The organism is Kutzneria chonburiensis, from assembly GCF_028622115.1.
GTDB lineage: Bacteria > Actinomycetota > Actinomycetes > Mycobacteriales > Pseudonocardiaceae > Kutzneria > Kutzneria chonburiensis.
On sequence record NZ_CP097263.1, the window covers coordinates 3,791,635 to 3,811,993 of the forward strand.

General features: G+C 69.7%; 16 protein-coding genes. 11 read left to right on the top strand and 5 right to left on the bottom strand.

All coding sequences use genetic code 11. From position 1 onward, the window contains the following. The first annotated feature begins 11 nt into the window (after window positions 1-11). Genes M3Q35_RS16910 through M3Q35_RS16945 form a run of 8 tightly spaced genes read left to right on the top strand, consistent with a single transcriptional unit; the run spans window position 12 to window position 12,679 of the window. On the top strand, window positions 12-4,466 hold the full coding sequence (locus M3Q35_RS16910; protein ID WP_273942782.1) for a type I polyketide synthase: 4,455 nt from the start codon (window positions 12-14) through the stop codon (window positions 4,464-4,466). A 7-nt stretch (window positions 4,467-4,473) separates the two neighbouring features. Further along, complete coding sequence (locus M3Q35_RS16915) at window positions 4,474-7,752, top strand: type I polyketide synthase (protein WP_273942784.1); 3,279 nt, start codon at window positions 4,474-4,476, stop codon at window positions 7,750-7,752. Continuing rightward, on the top strand, window positions 7,710-8,636 hold the full coding sequence (locus tag M3Q35_RS16920) for an SDR family oxidoreductase (protein ID WP_273944367.1): 927 nt from the start codon (window positions 7,710-7,712) through the stop codon (window positions 8,634-8,636). The genes M3Q35_RS16915 and M3Q35_RS16920 overlap by 43 nt, the downstream gene beginning before the upstream one ends. Continuing rightward, entirely contained in the window at window positions 8,627-9,472 is an 846-nt protein-coding gene (locus M3Q35_RS16925; RefSeq protein ID WP_273942785.1) for a 3-hydroxyacyl-CoA dehydrogenase family protein, read from the top strand. The genes M3Q35_RS16920 and M3Q35_RS16925 overlap by 10 nt, the downstream gene beginning before the upstream one ends. Window positions 9,473-9,482: 10 nt before the next feature. Next, window positions 9,483-9,725 (top strand): acyl carrier protein, encoded by a 243-nt coding sequence (locus tag M3Q35_RS16930; protein WP_273942786.1) that lies wholly within the window; start codon window positions 9,483-9,485, stop codon window positions 9,723-9,725. A gap of 10 nt (window positions 9,726-9,735) precedes the next feature. Continuing rightward, window positions 9,736-10,869, top strand: a complete 1,134-nt coding sequence (locus M3Q35_RS16935) for an acyl-CoA dehydrogenase family protein (RefSeq protein ID WP_273942787.1) — start codon at window positions 9,736-9,738, stop codon at window positions 10,867-10,869. After that, window positions 10,866-11,933, top strand: coding sequence for an HAD-IIIC family phosphatase (locus M3Q35_RS16940; RefSeq protein ID WP_273942789.1), 1,068 nt, complete (start codon window positions 10,866-10,868; stop codon window positions 11,931-11,933). Before M3Q35_RS16935 ends, M3Q35_RS16940 begins: the two co-directional genes overlap by 4 nt. Next, window positions 11,930-12,679 carry a thioesterase II family protein gene (locus M3Q35_RS16945; RefSeq protein WP_273942790.1) on the top strand — a complete coding sequence of 250 codons (750 nt, stop codon included), beginning with the start codon at window positions 11,930-11,932 and terminating at the stop codon, window positions 12,677-12,679. Before M3Q35_RS16940 ends, M3Q35_RS16945 begins: the two co-directional genes overlap by 4 nt. Before the next feature lie 55 nt (window positions 12,680-12,734). Here the strand turns inward: M3Q35_RS16945 and M3Q35_RS16950 are convergent, their stop codons facing one another. The 4 genes from M3Q35_RS16950 to M3Q35_RS16965 are packed head-to-tail and all read right to left on the bottom strand — an operon-like array spanning window position 12,735 to window position 16,053. Continuing rightward, complete coding sequence (locus tag M3Q35_RS16950; protein WP_273942791.1) at window positions 12,735-13,508, bottom strand: ABC transporter permease; 774 nt, start codon at window positions 13,506-13,508, stop codon at window positions 12,735-12,737. Further along, the gene (locus M3Q35_RS16955; RefSeq protein WP_273942792.1) at window positions 13,498-14,331 is read right to left on the bottom strand and encodes an ABC transporter ATP-binding protein; all 834 of its coding nucleotides are present in this window, start codon (window positions 14,329-14,331) and stop codon (window positions 13,498-13,500) included. The genes M3Q35_RS16950 and M3Q35_RS16955 overlap by 11 nt, the downstream gene beginning before the upstream one ends. Further along, window positions 14,325-15,800, bottom strand: a complete 1,476-nt coding sequence (locus M3Q35_RS16960) for an acyl-CoA ligase (AMP-forming), exosortase A system-associated (protein WP_273942793.1) — start codon at window positions 15,798-15,800, stop codon at window positions 14,325-14,327. Before M3Q35_RS16960 ends, M3Q35_RS16955 begins: the two co-directional genes overlap by 7 nt. Beyond that, window positions 15,793-16,053, bottom strand: coding sequence for a phosphopantetheine-binding protein (locus M3Q35_RS16965; protein ID WP_273942794.1), 261 nt, complete (start codon window positions 16,051-16,053; stop codon window positions 15,793-15,795). The genes M3Q35_RS16960 and M3Q35_RS16965 overlap by 8 nt, the downstream gene beginning before the upstream one ends. Before the next feature lie 169 nt (window positions 16,054-16,222). Between M3Q35_RS16965 and M3Q35_RS16970 the strand changes: the two genes are divergently transcribed. The 3 genes from M3Q35_RS16970 (at window position 16,223) to M3Q35_RS16980 (ending at window position 19,218) form a co-directional block, all read left to right on the top strand. Next, complete coding sequence (locus M3Q35_RS16970; protein WP_273942795.1) at window positions 16,223-17,230, top strand: helix-turn-helix transcriptional regulator; 1,008 nt, start codon at window positions 16,223-16,225, stop codon at window positions 17,228-17,230. 154 nt (window positions 17,231-17,384) lie between these two features. After that, a complete protein-coding gene (locus M3Q35_RS16975; RefSeq protein WP_273942796.1) occupies window positions 17,385-18,092 on the top strand; it encodes an alpha/beta fold hydrolase in 708 nt (235 codons plus the stop codon). Between the two features lie 346 nt (window positions 18,093-18,438). Next, window positions 18,439-19,218, top strand: coding sequence for a hypothetical protein (locus M3Q35_RS16980; RefSeq protein ID WP_273942798.1), 780 nt, complete (start codon window positions 18,439-18,441; stop codon window positions 19,216-19,218). A 10-nt stretch (window positions 19,219-19,228) separates the two neighbouring features. On the opposite strand, the gene M3Q35_RS16985 is transcribed toward M3Q35_RS16980, so the two are convergent. Continuing rightward, entirely contained in the window at window positions 19,229-20,332 is a 1,104-nt protein-coding gene (locus M3Q35_RS16985; RefSeq protein WP_273942799.1) for an agmatine deiminase family protein, read from the bottom strand. Between the last annotated feature and the right edge of the window lie 27 nt (window positions 20,333-20,359).

Here is a 20,359-nt window from a genome sequence, read left to right on the forward strand (position 1 = left end):
AAGGGAAAACCATGGCCGGCGAGGACAAGCTCCGCGAGTATCTCAAGCGGGTGACGGTCGACCTGGCGAACGCGCGCCGCCGGCTGGCCGACGCCGACGCCCGGGAGCACGAGCCGGTGGCCGTGATCGGCATGTCCTGCCGTTTCCCGGACGCGCCGGATGTGCCCTCGTACTGGGAGATGCTGCGAGAGGGCCGGGCGGCGGAGATCACCGGCTTCCCGCGCGGCCGGTTCGACCACGACCCGTCGGCCGAGGACAACACGTTGTACCAGCCGAAAACCGGGGCCTTCCTGCCCGATGTGGCCGGCTGGGACGCGGAGTTCTTCGGCTTCCCGCCGCGCGAGGCGCTGCGGATGGACCCGCAGCAGCGGCTGCTCATGGAGCTGGCCTGGGAAGCCATGGAGGATGCCGGCACCCCGCCGAAAACGCTTGCGGGTAGCCGAACCGGTGTCTTGCTGGGCTTCTCCGACGCGTTCCAGTACGGCCAGTTGGAGCACGACCGCGAGGGTATCGACGTCTACACCGACCCGTACATGGGTCAGGGCAGCCTCGGTAGCGTGGTCGCCGGTCGCATCGCGTACCACTTCGATCTGCACGGGCCCACGTTCTCCCTGGACACCGCCTGCTCGTCCTCGCTGGTCGCCGTACACCTGGCCGTGCAGGCCCTGCGCAACAACGAGTGCGACTACGTGCTGGTCGGCGGCGGATACCTCGCGCTGCACGAGTTCCTGTATATCTACAGCTGCTCCAACGCCCTGCTCGCGGACCGCTGCAACACCTTCGACGCCGGCGCCAATGGCTACATGATGGGCGAGGGCGGCGGCATGGTGCTGCTGACTCGGCTGTCCGATGCCGAGCGCAACGGGCACCGCGTCCGGGCGGTCATCCGCGGCACCGCCGTGAACCAGGACGGCCGCAGCAACGGCCTCACCGCGCCGAACCGCGCCGCCCAGGTCGACGTGATCCGCCGGGCGCACGCGGCAGCACAGGTGAAGCCCGAAGACATCGCCTTCGTCGAGGCCCACGGGTCGGGCACGGCGCTGGGCGACGAGATCGAGTTGGGGGCGTTGAACGACGTCTTCCACCAGCGTGAAGTCCCACTGCACGTCGGTGCGGTGAAGACCAACGTCGGCCACACGCACGCCGCCGCCGGCATCGCCGGCCTGATCAAGACGGTTCTGGTGCTGGAGAACGGCGTGGTGCCGCCGAACCTGAACATGTCCGAGCCGGCCGAGGCCGTGGTGGCCAGCGACACCGTGCGGCCGGCGACGGCCAGCACCGAGCTGCCGGCCGGCGCGATCGCCGGGGTCAGCTCGTTCGGCTGGTCCGGCACCAACGCGCACATCGTCCTCGAAGCCAAGCCGGCACCGGCACCGACTCAGGTCGAGGGGCTCACGTTGCTCCCGGTGTCAGGGGCGTCGGAGAGCGCTCTCCGTGACGGCCTACAGGCGCTCAGCGGCACGAACGCCCAGCTGACGGACCTGGCCCACACGTTGCAGGTCGGCCGGACCCACCACGAGTACCGCCGGGCGATCGTGGCCACCGACGCCGCCGACGCCAAGGCGCGTTTCGCCACCTCCGAGCCGGCTATCAAAGCAGGGCACGAAAAGCCGAGGGTGGCGTTCCTGCTGCCGGGTGTCGGCGACCAGTATCGAGGGCTCGGGAGAGCGCTCTACGAGCACGAACCGGTGTTCGCGGCGGCCGTCGACGAGTGCCTGGACATCGCCGCCGACCGCTGCGGGGTCGACCTTCGCGAGCTGTTCTTCGCCGAACCGCCGGCCGAGGTGCAGGTGCCGTCGCTGTTCGGCGGCGGTCCCTCGGACGACGTGATGGACCACGCGGAGATCGCGCACCCGTTCCTGTTCACGGTCGAGTACGCGCTGGCCCAGCTCCTGGCGCACCGGGGCATCAAGCCCGATCTGCTGGTCGGCTACAGCCTGGGCGAGTACGTGGCGGCCTGCATCGCCGGTGTGTTCTCGCTGTCCGACGCGCTCTGGGTCGTCACCGAGCGGGCCCGGCTGATCGAGTCGGCACCCGCCGGCCGGATGCTCGCCGCGGCGGCCGGGCCCGAGCAGCTCGGCGACCTGCCGGTGGACATCGCGGCGTTGAACGGCCCGCAGATGACCGTCCTCAGCGGCTCGCCACACGACATCGAGCAGGTCTCGCAGCAGCTGAAGGCCAACGGCATCGCCAACCGCACCCTGCGGTCGGCGCATCCCTTCCACTCCACGTTGTTGCAGCCAATGCAGGACAAGCTGGCGGCGCTGATCGCCACCGTCGAACGTAACGCACCGACCGTTACTATCATCTCCAACGCCACCGGCACCGTGCTGACGGAGGCCCAGGCCACCGATCCCCAGTACTGGGCCGATCACCTGTGCCGGCCGGTCCGCTTCGCCGAGAGCATCCAGAATTTCGCCGCCGACGCGTACGTGGAGCTCGGCCCCGGCCAGACCCTCGGCGGCCTCGTCCGGCAGAACGTCACCACCCGCCCGACCGTCCTCGGCACGCTGGCGGCCCCGTGGCCGGCGGTGGACCGACCGGAGGAGAACGTCAGCGTCCTGGAGACGTGCGGCCGGCTGTGGGAGATCGGCGTCGACCTGGACTGGGCGGCGTTCGACCGGGGCGGTCAGCTCGCGGAGCTGCCGCCGTACCCGTTCCAGCGCACGCGCTTCTGGCCGCAGGCCAAGGAGAAGTCGGCGACACCGTCGAACGGCCTGCTGTACAGCCCGATCTGGCGCACCGACCTGTCCCGCCCGCAGTTGGACGAGCTCACCGGCACGCTGATCGTGTTCGCCGACGACACCGGAATCGGCGGCCGCCTGGCGGACATCGCCGAAGCGGCCGGCGTGCGGGTCGTCGAGGTCGCGCCGGGCACCGGCCGCCGCCGGGACGGCCGACGCGTGGTGATCGACCCGACGGTTCCCGAGCTGTACCGCGAGATCCTCGCTGCCGACGGCCCGGTGCAGGTCGTACACCTGTGGAGCCTGCTCGCCGACTCCCCCGACACCGCGATCACCAGCGGCTTCGACACGCTGCTGCTGGCTGTGCAGGCGCTCGCCGGCACGGCCAAGGAACACGGCGTCCGCCTCCTGACGGTCAGCGACGGGGCGTCGGAGATCGTCGGCGGCGATACTCCCACCCCGTATCGCGCCATCGTGCACGGCCTCGGCCGCGGCGTCCGGGCCGAGTACCCGGGACTGAGCTGGCGCGGCATCGACCTGGCCTCGGACGCCGATCCGTTGGCGGCGGCCAAGAACCTGGCCGAGGAGCTGCGGCGCGGGCCGTGGTCGTACGAGGACGCGGCGGCCGAGCCGGCGCTCATCGGCTGGCGCAACGGTCGCCGCTGGCTCAAGGGCTACACCGAGATCACGCCGTCGGGCGAGCCCGGCTGGGCCGGCACGTACCTGATCACCGGCGGCACCAAGGGTCTCGGCCTCCGGCTGGCCAAGCACTTGGCCGGCAAGGGAGTCAGCCGGCTGGCACTGGTCAGCCGCAGCGGCGGCGAGGTCGACATCGACGGCACCGAGGTGCTGGTGATCAAGGCCGATGTCGGTGACCCGGACCAGTTCCGGTCGGCGATCGAGCAGGCCCAGGAGAAGTTCGGGCAGCTGCACGGCATCGTGCACGCGGCCGGCGTTCCCGGCAGCGGCCTGGCCCAGCGGCAGACCTTGGATGACGCCCATGCCGTGCTGGCCCCGAAGGTCCGTGCCCTGGAGCCGCTGCACGAGCTGATCAACTCGGCCACCCCGCCGCGCAAGGTGATCCTCTACTCATCAGTGTCCACTGTGCTCGGTGGTCTCGGCGAGGGCGACTACTGCGCAGCGAACACCGTGCTCGACGCCTACGGCACCGCACTGGCGTCCACTTCGGACACCCAGGTGATCACGGTGACCTGGGGCCACTGGCAGTACGACGCCTGGCAGGACGGCAGCGAAGCCATCGCAGACCGCGCGGCCTACCGCCGCCGCAACGGCTTCAGCGACGCCGCCGGCCTGGCCCTGCTGGACCGGATCGTTGGCGGCGCCAACGGCACCGTCGTGGCGATGCGGCAGGAACTTCCGGCGGCGCAACGGGAATGGTCCGCGCTGAGCAACCTCGCCGATCTCGTCGAGACGGCCGCCACGCCGGAGTCGACGCGGTTCCCGAGGCCGCCGCTGCGCACCGACTACGCCCCGCCGCGCACCGACCTGGAGACGACCGTCGCCGAGATCTGGGGCGAGTTCCTCGGCATCGACCGCATCGGCGTCAACGACCCGTTCTTCGACCTCGGCGGCACGTCGCTGGTCGGCATGGCGATGGTGGCGGCGATCGAGAAGGTCGTCGGCCGGGCCATCGCGCCGGCCGTGCTGTTCGCGCACCCGACGGTAGCCACCTTCGCCGCCGAGCTGACGGCATCTGACCAGCCCAGACCGGCGCTCGGCGCATCCCGTGGCGAACGTCGTCGTCGCGCCCGGCAGAAGTGAGGACCCGATGACCGACGAGATCCAGAGCACCGACATCGCGCTGGTCGGCATGGCCGGGCGCTTCCCCGGCGCGGCCGACGTCGACGAGCTGTGGGCGACCATCCGGGCCGGCCGGTCCGGCCTGCGCCGGTTCACCGACGAGGAGCTGCTGGCCAACGGCGTCTCCCCCGAGCTGCTCGCCGACCCCGCGTACGTCAAGGCGGGCGCGGTGATCGACGGCATCGCCGAGTTCGACGCCGGCTTCTTCGGTATCACCCCGAAGGAAGCGCAGATCCTCGACCCGCAGCACCGGCTGCTGCTGGAGCACTGCTGGCACGCCCTCGAGGACGCCGGCTGCGATCCGGCCCGTTTCGACGGTGCGGTCGGGGTGTTCGCCGGCACGGCCTGGAGCACGTACCTGATCAACAACCTGGCGCCGGCCGGGGCCGCCCGCGAGATGGGCGACATGGCGGTGGCGCTGGCCAACGAGAAGGACACCCTCGCCACCCGGGTGGCTCACCTGCTCGGACTGTCCGGGCCGGCCTTCGCGATCCAGAGCGCGTGCTCGACGTCGCTGGTGGCGGTGTGCGTGGCGGCCAGCAGCCTGGCCAACTTCGAGTGCGACCTCGCGCTGGCCGGCGGCGTGTCGCTGGCCGTGCCGCACGAAGTCGGCTACCTGTACCAGGAAGGTGGGATCGCGCCGCCGGACGGCGAGTGCCGGGCCTTCGACGCCGCCGGTCTCGGCGCGCCGCTGGGCGGCGGGGTCGGCGTGGTTGCCTTGCGGCGCTTGGAAGACGCGCTGGCCGACGGCGACCGGGTGTACGCGGTGCTGCGCGGTTGGGCGGTCAACAACGATGCCGGCCGCAAGGTCGGATTCACTGCCCCGGGTGTCGAGGGTCAGGCCGCGGTGATCGCAGAGGCGCTGGCGGCAGCCGGGCTGGAACCGTCGGACATCGACTACGTGGAGGCGCACGGCACCGGCACTGCGCTCGGCGACGCCTCGGAAATCGCTGCCCTGCAACGGGTCTTCCATGGTGAGCGGTTGAGCATCGGCTCGATCAAGACGAACGTGGGCCACCTCGACCGGGCGGCCGGTGTGACGGGCCTGATCAAGACGGCGCTTTCCCTGCACCGCGAGGAGATACCGCCGACGCTCAACCTGGAGACCCCGAACCCGCAGCTCGCGGCGGGCAGCGCGGAGCTGGACGTGGTGACGTCCACACAGGACTGGCCGCGCAGTGAGCGCAAGCGGCGGGCCGGCGTCAGCGCTTTCGGCATCGGTGGCACCAACGCCCACGTGATCGTCGAAGAAGCCCCGGTTGTCGTCCGGGACCCGTCGCCACGGCAGGAACTGCTGGTGTGGTCGGCCCGAACCGCCCAGGCCGCCGATGAAATGGGCTCCAGGCTGGCCGATCACCTTGCCGTCACGGAAGACTCGCTGGCCGATGCGGCGAACACGTTGCAGCAGGGTCGATCGGTGTTCCGGCACCGGCGGATCGTGGTCGCCGGCAGTAACGCGGAGGCGGCCGACAAGATCCGCGAGGGCGAGTTCCTGACCAGGCACGACGGCCGCACCGACCGCGGCGTCGGGTTCCTGCTGGCCGGCGCGGGCGAGCAGTACCCGGGCATGGCCCGGCACCTGTACGAGACCGAGCCGGTGTTCGCCATGGCCATCGACGCCTGCATGGAGATCGTCGGCCTTGAGCCGCTGCAAGACCTGCTCCAGCCGCGCCGGGCCACCTCCAACGGCCTCGCCCAGCTCATGGGCCGTACGCAGACCTCCCGACAGGACGCCACCGATCGCCTGCACCCGGCGCTGTTCGCCGTCGAATACGCGCTGGCCCAGCTGATCCGGTCCTGGGGCGTCGAGCCGACCGTGCTGGTCGGCTACAGCCTCGGCGAGTACGTCGCCGCCTGTCTGGCCGGCGTGCTGTCGCTGGACGACGCGCTCAAGCTCGTCGCCCACCGGGCCAAGCTGATCAACGCCCTGCCCGGCGGCGCCATGGCTGCCGTCCCCCGCTCGGCCGAGGAGCTCCGTCCGCGGCTCGACGGCGTCGACATCGCCGCGATCAACGGGCCGGATCTCACGGTCGTCTCCGGCGCGGATCTGGCTGACCTGCAACGGAAGCTGGCTGCGGACTCGATCCCCTGTCGCCCGCTCGCCACCACGCACGCGTTCCACTCTCGCATGCTGGCCCCGATCCGGGACGAGCTGACCGTGTGGATCAAGGCCAACATCACGCTACACGCACCGACCATCCCGTACGTCTCCAACGTCACCGGCGAGCTGATCACCGAAGCGCCGACGCCGGAGTACTGGGCCGAGCACATGTGCGCGCCCGTGCAGTTCGACCGGGCCATCGAAACCGTGCTGGCCCAGGGTGATCTGGCGTTGGTGGAGATCGGTCCCGGCCAGTCGCTCGGCGCCATGATCCGCGGCCACCGCGACTGCACGCCGGACCGCTGGCCGCTGATCGTGCCCACGCTGCCGGCGGCCGACGACCGGCGCGAGTCGGTGCTGGCCGAGGCCGCGGGACGGCTGTGGCTGGCCGGCGTGGCCATCGACTGGGCCGGCTACCAGGGTGATCGCGAGCTCGGCCGGGTCGGCCTGCCGACCTATCCGTTCCAGCGCGAGCGCTACTGGATCGACGCGCCCAAGCCGGTGATCAAGGACAACGTCGAGCTGCTCACGCAGGTCTGGTCCCGGACGCCGCCCGGCCAGCCGGCCGAGCCGGCGCAGTTCGTGATCATTCCCGATGCCGGCGGCATCGGCGAGGCACTGACCGAGCTGCTGTGCCAGCAGGGTTTCGACGCCGAGCTGAGCTGCGGCGACCTGTACGGCACGGTCGTCGATCTGTCCGCTTTGGACGCCGTCGACGAGGTCACGGCCGTTGCCGCCGCGGCAAGGACGTTGACCACGGGCGACGACCTGACCGTGCTCGTCGTGACGCGCGGCGGTCAGCCCGTCGGCGAGCCCGTGTCGCCGATCCAGGCCGCGATTGCCGCGCTTCCCGTTGTCGCGAACCAGGAATACCTCAACCTCGATGCCCGCGGCGTCGACCTCGACCCCACGTACACGATCACCGAGGCGGCGCAAGCGCTTGCCGCCGAGCTGACCCGCCCCACCGACGCCGTGCTCGTCGCCCACCGCGGCGACCGCCGCTACTCCCCGGCTACGAGCCGGCCAGGACCGGGGCCGGACAGTCGATCAAGTCCGGCGGGACCTATCTCATCACCGGCGGCCTCGGCACGGTCGGACGTCAACTGGCGCAACACTTCGTCGACGCCGGCGCGAAGGTCATCCTGACCGGCCGCAGCGGCGGCGAGGTCGAGAACGCCGACGTGCGCCAGGTCGACGTGACCGATGTCGACGCCATGCGGGCGCTGTTCGAGGAAAGCCGGATCGACGGCGTCGTGCATGCCGCCGCCTCGGTCGGCCCCGACCAGCTCCTCCCGTTGGCACAAAGCGGCGAATCCATTGTGGCGCAGCACTTCGGTGCTAAGGTCGAAGGCGCGCGGGTGCTGGCAACGGTGATCGCGACGCTGCCCGAGGTGGACCGCCCCGACTGGTGCGTGCTGTTCTCGTCCACCTCGTCGTTGCTCGGCGGCGTCACGCTCGGCGCCTACGCCGCGGCCAACGCGGCACTGACCGCCTTGGCCCGCAACGAGAACTGGACGTGCGCGGCCTGGGACACCTGGCCCGGCACCCTCGACCGGCTGGACGGCCGGATCGGTGCCAGCATGGCCAAGCACACGATGACCCGTCCCGAGGCGCTCACCGCGTTCGACCGGGTGCTCAAGCACGGCGGTCAGCTCGTGGTCGCCGCCGGCGGCCTGGGTGACCGGCTGCCGGTCCGGGGCAGCGTGCAAATCCTTCCGCGGCAACAGACCACGACCAAGCGATACCCGAGACCCGAGCTGCCGCAACCGTTTGTGGCGCCCGGCGACGACAACGAGCAGGCGCTGGCCGACATCTGGTCGTCCGTGCTCGGCGTGGAGCCGGTCGGGTCGAAAGACAACTTCTTCGACCTCGGGGGCAACTCGCTGATCGCGCTGCACATGCTGGCGCTGGTCAGGGAACGCCTCGGCGTCGCGGTCCCGACCGCGACGCTGTTCGAGCGGCCCACCGTGCGGGGGCTCGCCGCGCAGGTCCTGGACACCAACACGGAAACGGAGCAGTCATGGCAGTGATCGGCGTGGTGGGCGCGGGTGTGATGGGCATCGGCGTCGCGCAGAACGTGGCCACCGGCGGGCACGACGTCGTGCTCGTGGACACCACCGAAGAGGTACTGGCCGACGCCAGGGCCGCGATCCACCGCAACTGCCGCCTGTCCCGGATGATGGGCGGCCCCACCCTCGACCCGGACGAGGTGCTGTCCCGCATCACCACCGCCGTCGGCCTCGACGAGCTGGCCAAGGCCGAGCTGGTGATCGAGAACGTCACCGAGAACTGGGAGGTCAAGCGGGAGGTGCACGCCGAGCTGGACCGCGTGCTGCCGGCCGACACCGTGGTGGTGGCCAACACCTCCGCCATCCCGATCACCCGGATCGCCTCCGTGGGAACGCATCCCGAGCGCGTGGTCGGCGTGCACTTCATGAACCCGGTGCCGGCCAAGCCCGTGGTGGAGCTGATCCCCGGCTTCCACACCACGCCGGAGACGCTGCGGCGCACCCGGGAACTGTTGTCCGACATGGGCAAGCGCTGGGTGGACGTGAAGGACGCGTCCGGCTTCGTGTCCAACCGCGTGCTGATGCTGACCATCAACGAGGCGGCCTACCTGGTGCACGAGGGCGTGGCCACGGCCGAGTCGGTGGACGAGGTGTTCCGCGGCTGCTTCGGCCACCCGATGGGCCCGCTGGAGACCGCCGACCTGATCGGCGTCGACACCATCCTGTACAGCGTCGAGGTGCTCTACGAGCACTACGCCGACAGCAAGTACCGGCCGTGCCCGCTGCTCAAGCAGATGACCGACGCCGGACTGCACGGCCGCAAGAGCGGCCGCGGCTTCTACACCTACAACGCCTGAGGGGCAAGCAATGGACACCACGGCTCGAATCCTGGCCTTCATCACCAACCGCTTCCCGCAGGCGGAGATCACCGACACCGAGGACATCTTCTCGCTGGGCTACATCAACTCCCTGTTCGCCATGGAGCTGGTCATGTTCATCGAGAAGGAGTTCACCGTCACCATCCCCAACGACGAGCTGCGCATCGACAACTTCCGCACCGCCAAGGCGATGACCGAGCTGGTGGACGGCCTGCGGTCCGCGGTCGTCTGAGGGGTGTGACATGACCCAGCAACTGGCCCCCGCCATCGACCGGGCCTTCGCGCGATCCTTTGTGGACTGTTCGGTGCGGCCCCATGCCGATGCGTGGGACCGGGCCGGGCGGATCCCGGAGGAGCTGCTCGACGAGATCGCCGCCGCCGGCCTGTGGGCTCCGTTCCTGCCGGCCGCGCTCGGCGGCTCGGGCATCGACATGGTGACGCTCGGCGAGATCCACGAGGAGGTGGGCCGCGGCTGCTCGTCGGTGCGCAGCCTGCTCACCGTGCACACCATGCTTTCCTGGGCGCTGCAACGCTTCGGGACCGACGCGCAGATCCAGCAGTGGGGGCCGGAGCTGGCCGCCGGCCGCACGCTCGGCGCGTTCTGCCTTTCCGAGCCAGGTGCCGGCAGCGACACCGCGGCGATCACCACGACCGCGGTGCCGCACAAGGGCGGCTGGCTGCTCAACGGCGTCAAGAAGTGGACCACCAACGGCCAGCGGGCCGATCTGCTCCTGGTGTTCGCCAAGCGTCCGGCCAGCACGATCGCGTTGCTGGTGCCCAGCAACGCGCCCGGTGTGCTGGTGAACCCGATCGACGACATGCTCGGCACCCGGTCGTCCATGCTGGCCGAGATCGCGTTCTCGGACGTCGAACTCGGGCCCGAGTCCCTGTTGGGGCCCAGCGGTTTCGCGTCCGGCATGGTGCTGACCGGCACGCTGGACCTCGGCCGCTACAGCGTGGCCGCCGGCTCGGTCGGCATCATCCAGGCCTGCATCGACGCGTGCGCCAACTACGCCGCACAGCGCCGGGTCGGCGGTACGCCATTGCGTGATCTGCCCTTGATCCAGGCGAAGCTGTCGGACATGGTCACCGACGTCCGCGCCGCACGGCTGCTGCTGGCCGAAGCCGGGCGGCTCAAGGACCGGGGCGATGCCGCCACGATCATGGCGACGTGGATCGCCAAGTACTTCGCCTCCACGGCCGCCGCGCGGCACGCGTCCGAGGCCGTGCAGATCCACGGGGCCAACGGATGCAGCCCGGAGTTCCCGGTCGGGCGGTTCTACCGGGACGCCAAAGTCATGGAGATCATCGAGGGCAGCACGGAGATCCAGCGGATGACCATCGCTGCCGAGGCCTACCGGAAGTGGGAGCCGTGACCGCAGTACTGGCCAAGCCGAACCCTGTCAAACCACCACAGGGCAAGATCAAGTGCGTGGTGTGGGACCTGGACAACACGGTGTGGGACGGTGTGTTGCTGGAGGACGGCGACGTCACGGTCCGACCGTCCGTTGTGGACCATATCCACCGGCTGGACGCAATGGGTGTGCTGCACTCCGTGGCCAGCAAGAACGACCACGGCGCAGCCATGGCCAAGCTGACCGAGCTCGGCCTGGCCGACATGTTCCTGTTCCCGCAGATCTCGTGGAACGCCAAGTCCTCGTCGATCGAGCGCATCGCGGCCAAGCTCAACCTGGGCCTTGACGCGTTCGCCTTCGTCGATGACCAGGCGTTCGAGCTGGCCGAGGTCGGGCACGCGCTGCCCACGGTGACCTGTGTGGACAGTGCCGTGATGGATGACGTGTTGGTGCGTAAGGAGTTCCGACCGCGGTTCGTCACTGATGAGTCGGCGCAGCGGCGCGGCATGTACCAGAGCCAGTTGGCGCGGGACGACATCGAGGCCGATTTCGTCGGCACCAGCGAGGAGTTCCTGGCCAGCCTGGGCATGACGTTCACCATCGCGCCGGCCCGCACCGAGGACCTGCAACGGGCCGAAGAGCTGACCGTGCGCACCAATCAGCTCAACTCGACCGGCCGCACCTATTCCTACGACGAGCTGGACGCGTTGCGGGAGTCGCCCGACCACCTGCTGCTGGTGGCGTCGCTGACCGACCGGTTCGGCTCGTACGGGAAGATCGGCCTGGCCCTGGTCGAGAAGGGTGCCCCGGACTGGCACCTGAACATGATGCTGATGTCCTGCCGGGTGATGTCCCGTGGCGTCGGCACTGTCCTGTTGGGACACATCATGGGCCTGGCCCGTGACGCCGGCGCCGGGCTGCGGGCCGACTTCGTGGAGACCGGACGGAACCGGATGATGCAGATCACCTACGCCTTCAGCGGTTTCCGCGAGGCCTCCCGTGACGGCCAGCACGTGGTGCTGGCCGCCGACCTGAGCCAGATCCAGCCGCCGCCCGGCTATGTCGTGATGGAGGTGGTGGAGTGACCGCCACCGTCGGTCACAGCCGTTGGCTGCCCTTCAGCGACACGGAGGGCGGCCTTCGGCTGTATTGCCTGCCGCACGCCGGCGGTTCCGCGTCGGCGTTCCGCCCGTGGATCGGCCGGCTTCCCGGCGTCAGCGTGCTTCCCGTGCAGTATCCGGGCCGCGAGACCCGACTTCGTGAGGCTGCGCATCACAGCGTCGGTAATCTGGCCGCCGAGCTGGCGGAGGCGTTACTGGCCGATGCACAGGACGCGCCCTATGCCGTGTACGGCCACAGTTTCGGTGCCCTGACGGCGTTCGAGCTGCTGCACGTGATCCGCGGCTTGGGCGGCCCGCTGCCCGTGCAGCTCATCGTGTCCGGCTTCGGTGCCCCGCAGACCGAGGACTTCGCCGACGACGCCGTGACCGACGAGGAGATCATCGGCCTGCTGCGCGATCTCGGCGGCACCCCCGAGCAGTACCTCACCGACCGGAGGATCCTGAAGATGATCATGCCGCCGCTGCGGGCCGACCTGACCGCCAAGGTCGCCTACCGCTACATGCCCCGGCCCGAGCTGGACGTGCCGATCATGGCCCTCGGCGGCCTCGACGACCGGCAGGCCACGTACGACTCCATGCACGGCTGGGCCGACCAGACCACCGGCGACTTCCGCCTGCACCCGTTGCCCGGCGGGCACTTCGCGGTGCTGGAGCAGCCCGAGGAGACGCTGGAGCTGATCAGCCGGGTGCTGCGACCACACCTGGTGTGACCGGCAACGGAAAACGGCCCGGCGGACTCCGCCGGGCCGTTCCTCCGTGGACGGTTCACACCAGGTGGCTGCGGCCCCAGCCGTGGGCCAGCCGGAACGTGGCCACCGCACCGCAGATCAGGCCGATGACCAGGCAGATCACGCCGGGCTGCAAGGTGCCGGCGACGTCGCCCTGCACGGCCGAGCGGAGCATGGAAAGCCCATACGTGCCAGGGGAAAACGTGGTGATCGCCTGCGCCCACGGCGGCATCAGGTCGACGGGCAGGATGGCGCCGCCGATGGAGCTGATCAGCAGCGCACCGACGTCACACGCCACGAACAGATCGCCGCGGCTGCGGACGATGGTGGACAGCATCGCGCCCATGCCCAGCAACGCGAAGCCCCACACGCACATGGCCAACGTCAGCAGCCACAACGACTTCGGGAACGGCATGCCGACAACGGCCCAGCCGAAGACGATCAGCACGGCCTGCTGGATGAGCAGCACGAAGAACACCGGCAGGGCCTTGCCGATGAGCAGCTCGGCCCGGGCGGCGCGGCTGGCCCGCAGCCGGTCCCAGGTCAGCCACTCGCGCTCGACGAAGATCGAGTTGGCCACGATGGACATGGCGAACACCGAGAACATCATCAGCTGCCCGGTCACGGCCTGGATCGACCCGTAGCTCAATGCCTTGGTGTACAGGGGTTGGAACATCACCATGAACACCATCGGCGCGACCAGGTAGCTGATCAGCTGGGACGGGTCGCGCAGCCGCAGCAGCGAGTTGTACTTGATCAGCGCGCCCGCCCGGATCAGCGGCTCGGGCACACGCAGCGTGTCAGTGGACATCGGAGACCGCCAGGGAACGGTAGAGGTCGTCAAGGTCGGGGTTGCGCAGCTCAACGGACTCGACGGTGCCCTGCGCGTGCGCGATCAGCTCCAGCAGCGCGGCGGTCGGATCCGTGGTGGCGCGGTGGTATTCGTGGTCCGTGGTCCGTACGCGGACCTCGCCGGGCAAGCCGTCGAGCAACTCGGCGCTGCTGCCGCGGGCGATCACCTTGCCGTGCGAGGCGACGGCGATGCTGGCCTTCAGGTCGGCCAGCTCGGTGAGGTAGTGCGTGGTGTAGACCACGGCGGCCCCCTCGTCGGCCCGCTGCTTGACCACGTCCAGCAACGCCTGCCGGGTCTCCGGGTCGGCGCCGGCGGTCGGCTCGTCCATCAGCAGCAGCTTGGGCCGATGGATCAGCGCGGTCGCGGCCTGGGTGCGTCGCTGCTGACCGCCGGACAGCAGGCCGGCGCGGCGCTCCAGGAAGCTCGTGAGCTGCATGGCCGTGGCCAGCTCCTCGATCTCCGCCTTGAGTGCCTTGCGCCGCAGGCCGGACAGCCGGCCGTACAGCTCGAGGTGCTCGCGCACGGTCAGCGGCCGGTAGAGGGCGATGTGCTGCGGCGAGATGCCGATCTCGCCGCGGGTCTCGTGCGGCGGCACGCCGTCCACCAGCACGGCGCCGCTGTCCGGCTTGAGCAGCCCGGACACCATGTCCACGAAGGTGGTCTTGCCGGCGCCGTTGTGGCCGACCAGGCCGCAGATCTCGCCGGCCGCCACGGACAGGCTGAATCCGGCCAAGGCCTGCACTTCGTCGTACTTCTTGGTCAGGTCGGTGGCTTCTAACACGACAGCTCCTTGGCCAGTAGGTGCCGGTCGAACTTGCCGTTGACCGACCGGGGCAGCTGGTCCCGCACGTCGATGCGGTGCGGTTGCATGTACGCCGGCAGCGCCTCGGAAAGCGCCTTCCGTAGCTCTTCAGCATCGCCGAGCAGCGTCGCGACGAGCACGATGTGCTGGCCGAGCCGCTCGTCGTCGACGCCGAGCGCGACCGCCTCGCCGACAAGACCGGTGGCGTAGGCGGCTTCCTCGACCTCGGTCGGGCTGACCCGGTAGCCGGAGGTCTTGATCATGTCGTCGCCGCGGCCGACGAAGTACAGGAAGCCGTCCTCGTCGGTGCGCACGGTGTCCCCGGACCAGACGGCGATTTCGGTGCCGTAACTGGTGGGCAGCGGCCGGAATCGCTCGGCGGTGCGCACCGGGTCGCGCCAATAGCCTTGCGCGACAAGGGCTCCGCGGTGCACGAGCTCGCCGGCTTCGCCGGGCTCGCACGGCGTCCCGTCCGGGTGGACGACGAGGATCTCGGCGTTGGGGATGGCCTTGCCGATCGAGTCGGGGCGGCGGTCCGCCTCGGCCGGGTCGAGATAGGTGGAGCGGAACGCCTCGGTGAGGCCGTACATGAGGTACGGCTCGGCGTCCGGGAAGATCTCCCGCAGCCGTTGCAGCGTCGCCCGGGGCATGCGGCCGCCGGTGTTGGCGAAGTAGCGCAGGCGCGTGGCCGGCCACTCCTGCGTGACCAGCTGCAACCACAGCGGCGGCACGCAGGTCAGGCCGGTCACCCCGTGCTTGACGCACAGCTTCACGACTTCCCGCGGCAGCAGGTAGTTGACCAGCACGACGTGCGCGCCGACCAGGAACGACGTCGTCAGCTGGCTGAAGCCGGCGTCGAAGCTGAGCGGCAGCGCGGCCAGGATGACGTCGTCCGCCGACTGCTTCAGGTAGCTGGCCACACTTTCCGCGCCGGCCAGGATGTTGCGGTGCGAGAGCACGACGCCCTTGGGGCCACCGGTGCTGCCGCTGGTGTACATGATCGCGGCGACGTCCTGGTCGATGACAACAGGTGTTGTCACAGGGTCTTCCGAGGTCAGCGCCCGCCACCGATCGTCGCCGAAGACCACAGTCTCGACATCCGTCGCCTCACGGACCGTGTCCAGGCGCTCGGGCGTGGTGATCACCAGTCGCGGCGTGCAGTCCTCGACCACGTGAGCCAGGTGCCGGGCCTTGAACAGCGGATTGACCGGTACGAAAGCGGCTCCCGTTGCGGATATCGCCAGCAAAGTGACAACCGTGTCAATGCGCTTCTCGGCGTACACCGCGACCCGGTCGCCCTTGCGCACCCCGAGCCCGGACAGACCGGCGGCCAGCCGTGCCACCCGCTCCCCCAGCTCGCGGTAGCTCAGCGTGACGTCCTTGAAGGTCAGCGCCGGCGAATCCGGTTCCCCACGGGCGAGGAGTTGATCGACGCGGACCTCACGCATCGCTGAACTGCCCCGCGGGCACCAGGTCGGACACCGTGGCCCACAGCGAACCCGCGGTCGCGAAGGTCTCCTCCGTGATCAGCTCGTCCGGCAGCTCGAGGCCGAAGGTCTCCTCGAGGTCGGTCAGCAGCTGGACCAGGCCCATCGAGTTCAGGCCGAGCGCGGCCAGGTCGTCGGCCGCCGTGAAGTCCTCGTTCACCGCGTAGGGCAGGTGGGCCAGCAGGGTCTTGCGGAAGGAGCGCGGTATGTCCATGGGTTCCTCACTCGGCTGCGGGGTCGGGCGGACGCTGCGCCGAGTCGACCATCCGCCTCGCTCAACCCACCATCACCGCGCCATCACCGGGGCAGTTGCGGAGCAGTAGTGGCACGAGAAGATCGTTTGGCACGGTGGACGCCGCTGAGCACAAGGACTTGGAGGCGACATGTCCGTGGTTACCCTCGGGTCACTGCCCACTGTGGACGGTGTGCCCGACGACCTTGAGGCCGAGCTCTACCGCTACGCCGTGCAGCTGGGCGAGATCGTCTCGCCGGAGCGGGCCGCGGCCGACCTCGCGCTGCCCACCGGCGAGGTGTTCGCCGCGCTGACGCGGCTGGTCGAGCTGCACCTGCTGCGCACCGACGGGACGACCGGCCGCTACCTGCCGATGGATCCGGAGGTCGCGGCGACGCTGCTGATCTCACCGGTCGAGCGGGCCATGTACCAGCGGCGCGAGCTGGCCGACCGGCTGCGCGACCGGATCGACGCCATCACCCGGCCGGCCGTCGAGGTCAGCGAGCCGGTCGGGGCCATCGACAGCTTGGAGGGCGTGGCCGAGATCCGCGGGCTGTTCAAGCTGGCCGCCGAGGTGTGCCGGGACGAGATGGTCGTGCTGCGGCCGGGCCACGACGACGACGAGCTGCTCGACGACCTGCTCGCGCCGTGCTACTCGGTGCTGGAGCGGGCCGTGTCCGTGCGGGTCGTGTGCCCGCACCGCAGCCGCGCCGGTTTCGCCTCGCGGGCCAAGGCCAAGCGCCTGATCGCCGACGGCGCCGAGATCCGCACGCTCAGCCAGGTGCCGCAGGCGGCCGTGGTGTTCGATCGGACGCTGGCCGTCATGTTCAGCTTCGACGAGGACGGTTTCCCGACCGCGCGGCGGGTCCGTGACCGCAATGTCGTGCGGTTCCTGCTCGACATGTTCGGGCAGCTGTGGGACAGCGCGACGCCGTTCGCCGCCGAGGACACCGGCTACGCCGACGCCATCGACGACCTCCAGCAGAGCGTCGCCCGGCTGATGGCGCAGGGCTTGACCGACGAGGTCGTCGCCCGTCGCCTCGGCATGTCCGTGCGCACCTGCCGGCGGCACATCGCCGCCCTGTTGCAGAACCTCGACGCCGTCAGCCGCTTCCAGGCCGGCGTCCTGGCCGCGTCGAAGTTGACCATGACCGCCTGATACGTGGCCTTCCTGTCCTCTTACGCAGTAGTCCGCACCGGGTCCGGCGGTCATGGTTAGACGTGCTCCAAGTCACATCGTGGCCAACTTGATTGTGCACGATGTAATCGCCTAACGTTCTCGATGTCAGCACGAGATCGAAGGAGACATCGAGATGACCACTCAGCCGACCGCGATCCTGGTCCACGGCGCGTTCGCCGACGCCTCGAGCTGGAACGGCGTGATCGCCGACCTGACCGACCGCGGCTTCCCGGTCATCGCCGCCGCCAACCCGCTGCGCAGCCTCAGCACCGACGCCGCCACCATCAAGGCTCTCGTCCAGAGCATCGACGGGCCGGTCGTGTTGGTCGGCCACTCGTACGGTGGCGCGGTCATCAGCAACGCGGCCGTCGGTCAGGCCAACGTCAAGGCGCTCGTCTCCATCGCCGGCTTCCTCCCCGAGCAGGGCGAGAGCGCGTTGGAGCTGTCCAACAAGTTCCCCGGCAGCACCCTCGGCGACACCCTCCAAACGGTGGCACTGCCCGACGGCAACACTGATCTGTACGTGCGCCAGGAGCTGTTCCCCAACCAGTTCGCCGCCGACGTCCCCGCCTCGCAGGCCGCCTTGATGGCTGCCACCCAGCGCCCCGTCGCCGAGGCCGCTCTCACCGGCGGCTCCGACTCCCCCGCTTGGCACGACCTTCCCGTGTGGACGCTCATCCCCACCGGCGACAAGAACATCCCGCCGGCCGCCCAGCACTTCATGGCCAAGCGCGCCGAGGCCACCGTCGTCGAGATCGCCGACGCCTCCCACGCCGTGCTCGTCTCGCAGCCCAAGGCCGTCGCCGACCTCATCGCCGACGCCGCTGGAGCCCAGGCCTGAGCTGCCCCCAAACCAATCCAACCAGATCAACCTGGGAACCCGGGTCGAGCGCGATCGCCCAAGATCGCTCCGACCCGGGTTTCCGGCGTCGAGGTCTAGAATGGATTCGGGGGCTGCTCGTTCAGCCTCGTTCGTTCAAGATCGCTCCCACCCTGGTTCGCGGGACACGGCATGGTCATCCCGACGTTGCCCGTCGAACCCGGTAACGGCGTTTACCGCTGGTCAGAGCCGGGACCGGGGTATCGTCCGGACAGCTTCTTCACCGTCCGCAGGGGGACCCTTGAGATCACGTTTGGTTGTCGGGCTGGCTGCTGCCCTTGTAATCGCCGGATGCGCGTCCGCGCCAGTGGCGGCACCACCACCCACCTCCGGCGCGCCGTCATCCCCCTCCGACACGGGCCCGCTCACGGCCGCCGACCTGGTCGGCAAGGTGACGGCCGCCGCACGGGGCAAACGCACCTATCACGTCACCGCCGTGCCGATCGACAACACCCTCACCTACGCGGCGGAGGGAAGCGTGCGGATCGGTTCGGTCGACACCGACCACGTGGACATCGACACCGCCGCCGACCTGGACATCACGGTCCAGGTCAAGCCGAACGACGGCAACCCGCCGCAGGCGTTGCGGTTCATCACCCTGGACACGAAGACCTATGTCGAGGTCACCCCGGTCTACCAGCCACCGCCCGGCAAACCATGGGTGGCACTCGATCGCCAAGCGCAGGACGACTTCACCAACAGCATGTTCGGCTTCAACGACGTGGGTGTCCAGGAGACCGTGCCAACGGCGTACGACCTGGCCATGCTCGCCGCCGGCGGCGAGATCACCGGCTCGTCCCCGGAAGGGGACGCCACGCGGTACAAGATCACGCTCGACCTGAGGAAGGCCATGGACTCCCTCACCAACCCCTATCTGAAGGACGAGGCCAAGTACGCCCTCGATGCGGGCGGCCGGTCGGAGGACTTCGAACTTGTCGTCGACCGGCAGTACACGATGCTGAGCCTGAAAAGCTCGGCGAAGGTGGTGAGCACCGGCCAACCGGTGGTCTATGAGGTCCGGTTCGACAAGTGGGGTGACCCCGTCGACCTCAGCACCCCGCCTCCGGCGGAGACGACGACCCGCTGACCGGGGCTGCTCAAGCCGGCTGGTCGTGAGTCGCGCAGTGGATACCCCCGCCGCCGGCCGCGATGTTGTCGATACGTACGGGCACGACCTCGCGTCCGGGCAGGTGATCGCGAAGGATTCCGCGAGCTCGGTCATCGGCCGCGGCGTCGCCGAACTTGGGCATGAACACGGCGCCGTTGGCGATGTAGAAGTTGGCGTACGAGATCACGCTCTTCGATCCTCGAACGGTGACGTTATCGGGGTCGGGCTGCGGCAGATCGATGACGGTGAGCGAAGAACCGGTGGCGTCGGTGCTGCCCGCGAGCACGGTCCGGGCCTGGTCGGCGGACCGCGACCAGACATCGGGCGGCGAGCCGGGAAAGGCCTGGTCGAGCAGGACGACGCCGGGGGCGACGAAGCGGACCAGGCAGTCGACGTGGGCGTCGGTGATGTCCTGCCCGCGCACGCCGGCGAACCAGATCACCTTGCCGACACCGAAAAGCCGCTTGAGCTCGTCCTCGATCTGCTGCCGTGACCGACCGGGATTGCGGTTGTCGTTGACGAGCGAACTCTCGGTGGCCAACAACGTGCCGCGGCCATCGGTCTCCAGCGCCCCACCCTCGGCGACGAGCCAGGTCGGCACGCGCGGAATCCCGTACTTGGCAAGCAAAGCGCGAGCAACGCCGGCGTCGTTGGCGTGCGGCTGCTTCGAACCCCAACCGTTGAAGTTGAGGTCGACACCGCCGTCCGAGACGAACACCGGCGCGGTGTCACGGGCCCAGAGGTCGTCGACCGGGATGGGAACGACCTCCACGCCACTGCCGACCGCGCGCTGCGCGCCGTCCACATCCTCGGGACGAGCCATCAGGATCACGGACTCGTAGTCGGCGATCGCCCGCGCGAGGCCGGTGATGTCCTGACGCACGCCGACGACGTCGGACTCCCAGATCGTCGTGGTCGGCCACGACATGACGGTTCGGGCGTGACGAGCCCACTCCGCGCCCAACTTCGAGGTGGTCGTGGCAGCACGCGAAGGCGCCGGTGGCTCCGGTCGGGAGCACGCGGCGAGGGCAGCCGCGCCGAGGCCGGCCGCGGTGCGCAGCACGGTCCGACGGGACAGCGAGAGGTCGTCCATGGCCTCATCATGAGGCTGACTAAATTT

Coding starts and splice junctions, on each gene's coding strand:
- M3Q35_RS16985 (WP_273942799.1), bottom strand. CDS start 20,332: ATGGACGACCTCTCGCTGTCCCGTCGGACCGTGCTGCGCACCGCGGCC.
- M3Q35_RS16925 (WP_273942785.1), top strand. CDS start 8,627: ATGGCAGTGATCGGCGTGGTGGGCGCGGGTGTGATGGGCATCGGCGTC.
- M3Q35_RS16950 (WP_273942791.1), bottom strand. CDS start 13,508: ATGTCCACTGACACGCTGCGTGTGCCCGAGCCGCTGATCCGGGCGGGC.
- M3Q35_RS16910 (WP_273942782.1), top strand. CDS start 12: ATGGCCGGCGAGGACAAGCTCCGCGAGTATCTCAAGCGGGTGACGGTC.
- M3Q35_RS16915 (WP_273942784.1), top strand. CDS start 4,474: ATGACCGACGAGATCCAGAGCACCGACATCGCGCTGGTCGGCATGGCC.
- M3Q35_RS16970 (WP_273942795.1), top strand. CDS start 16,223: ATGTCCGTGGTTACCCTCGGGTCACTGCCCACTGTGGACGGTGTGCCC.
- M3Q35_RS16935 (WP_273942787.1), top strand. CDS start 9,736: ATGACCCAGCAACTGGCCCCCGCCATCGACCGGGCCTTCGCGCGATCC.
- M3Q35_RS16930 (WP_273942786.1), top strand. CDS start 9,483: ATGGACACCACGGCTCGAATCCTGGCCTTCATCACCAACCGCTTCCCG.
- M3Q35_RS16975 (WP_273942796.1), top strand. CDS start 17,385: ATGACCACTCAGCCGACCGCGATCCTGGTCCACGGCGCGTTCGCCGAC.
- M3Q35_RS16960 (WP_273942793.1), bottom strand. CDS start 15,800: ATGCGTGAGGTCCGCGTCGATCAACTCCTCGCCCGTGGGGAACCGGAT.
- M3Q35_RS16965 (WP_273942794.1), bottom strand. CDS start 16,053: ATGGACATACCGCGCTCCTTCCGCAAGACCCTGCTGGCCCACCTGCCC.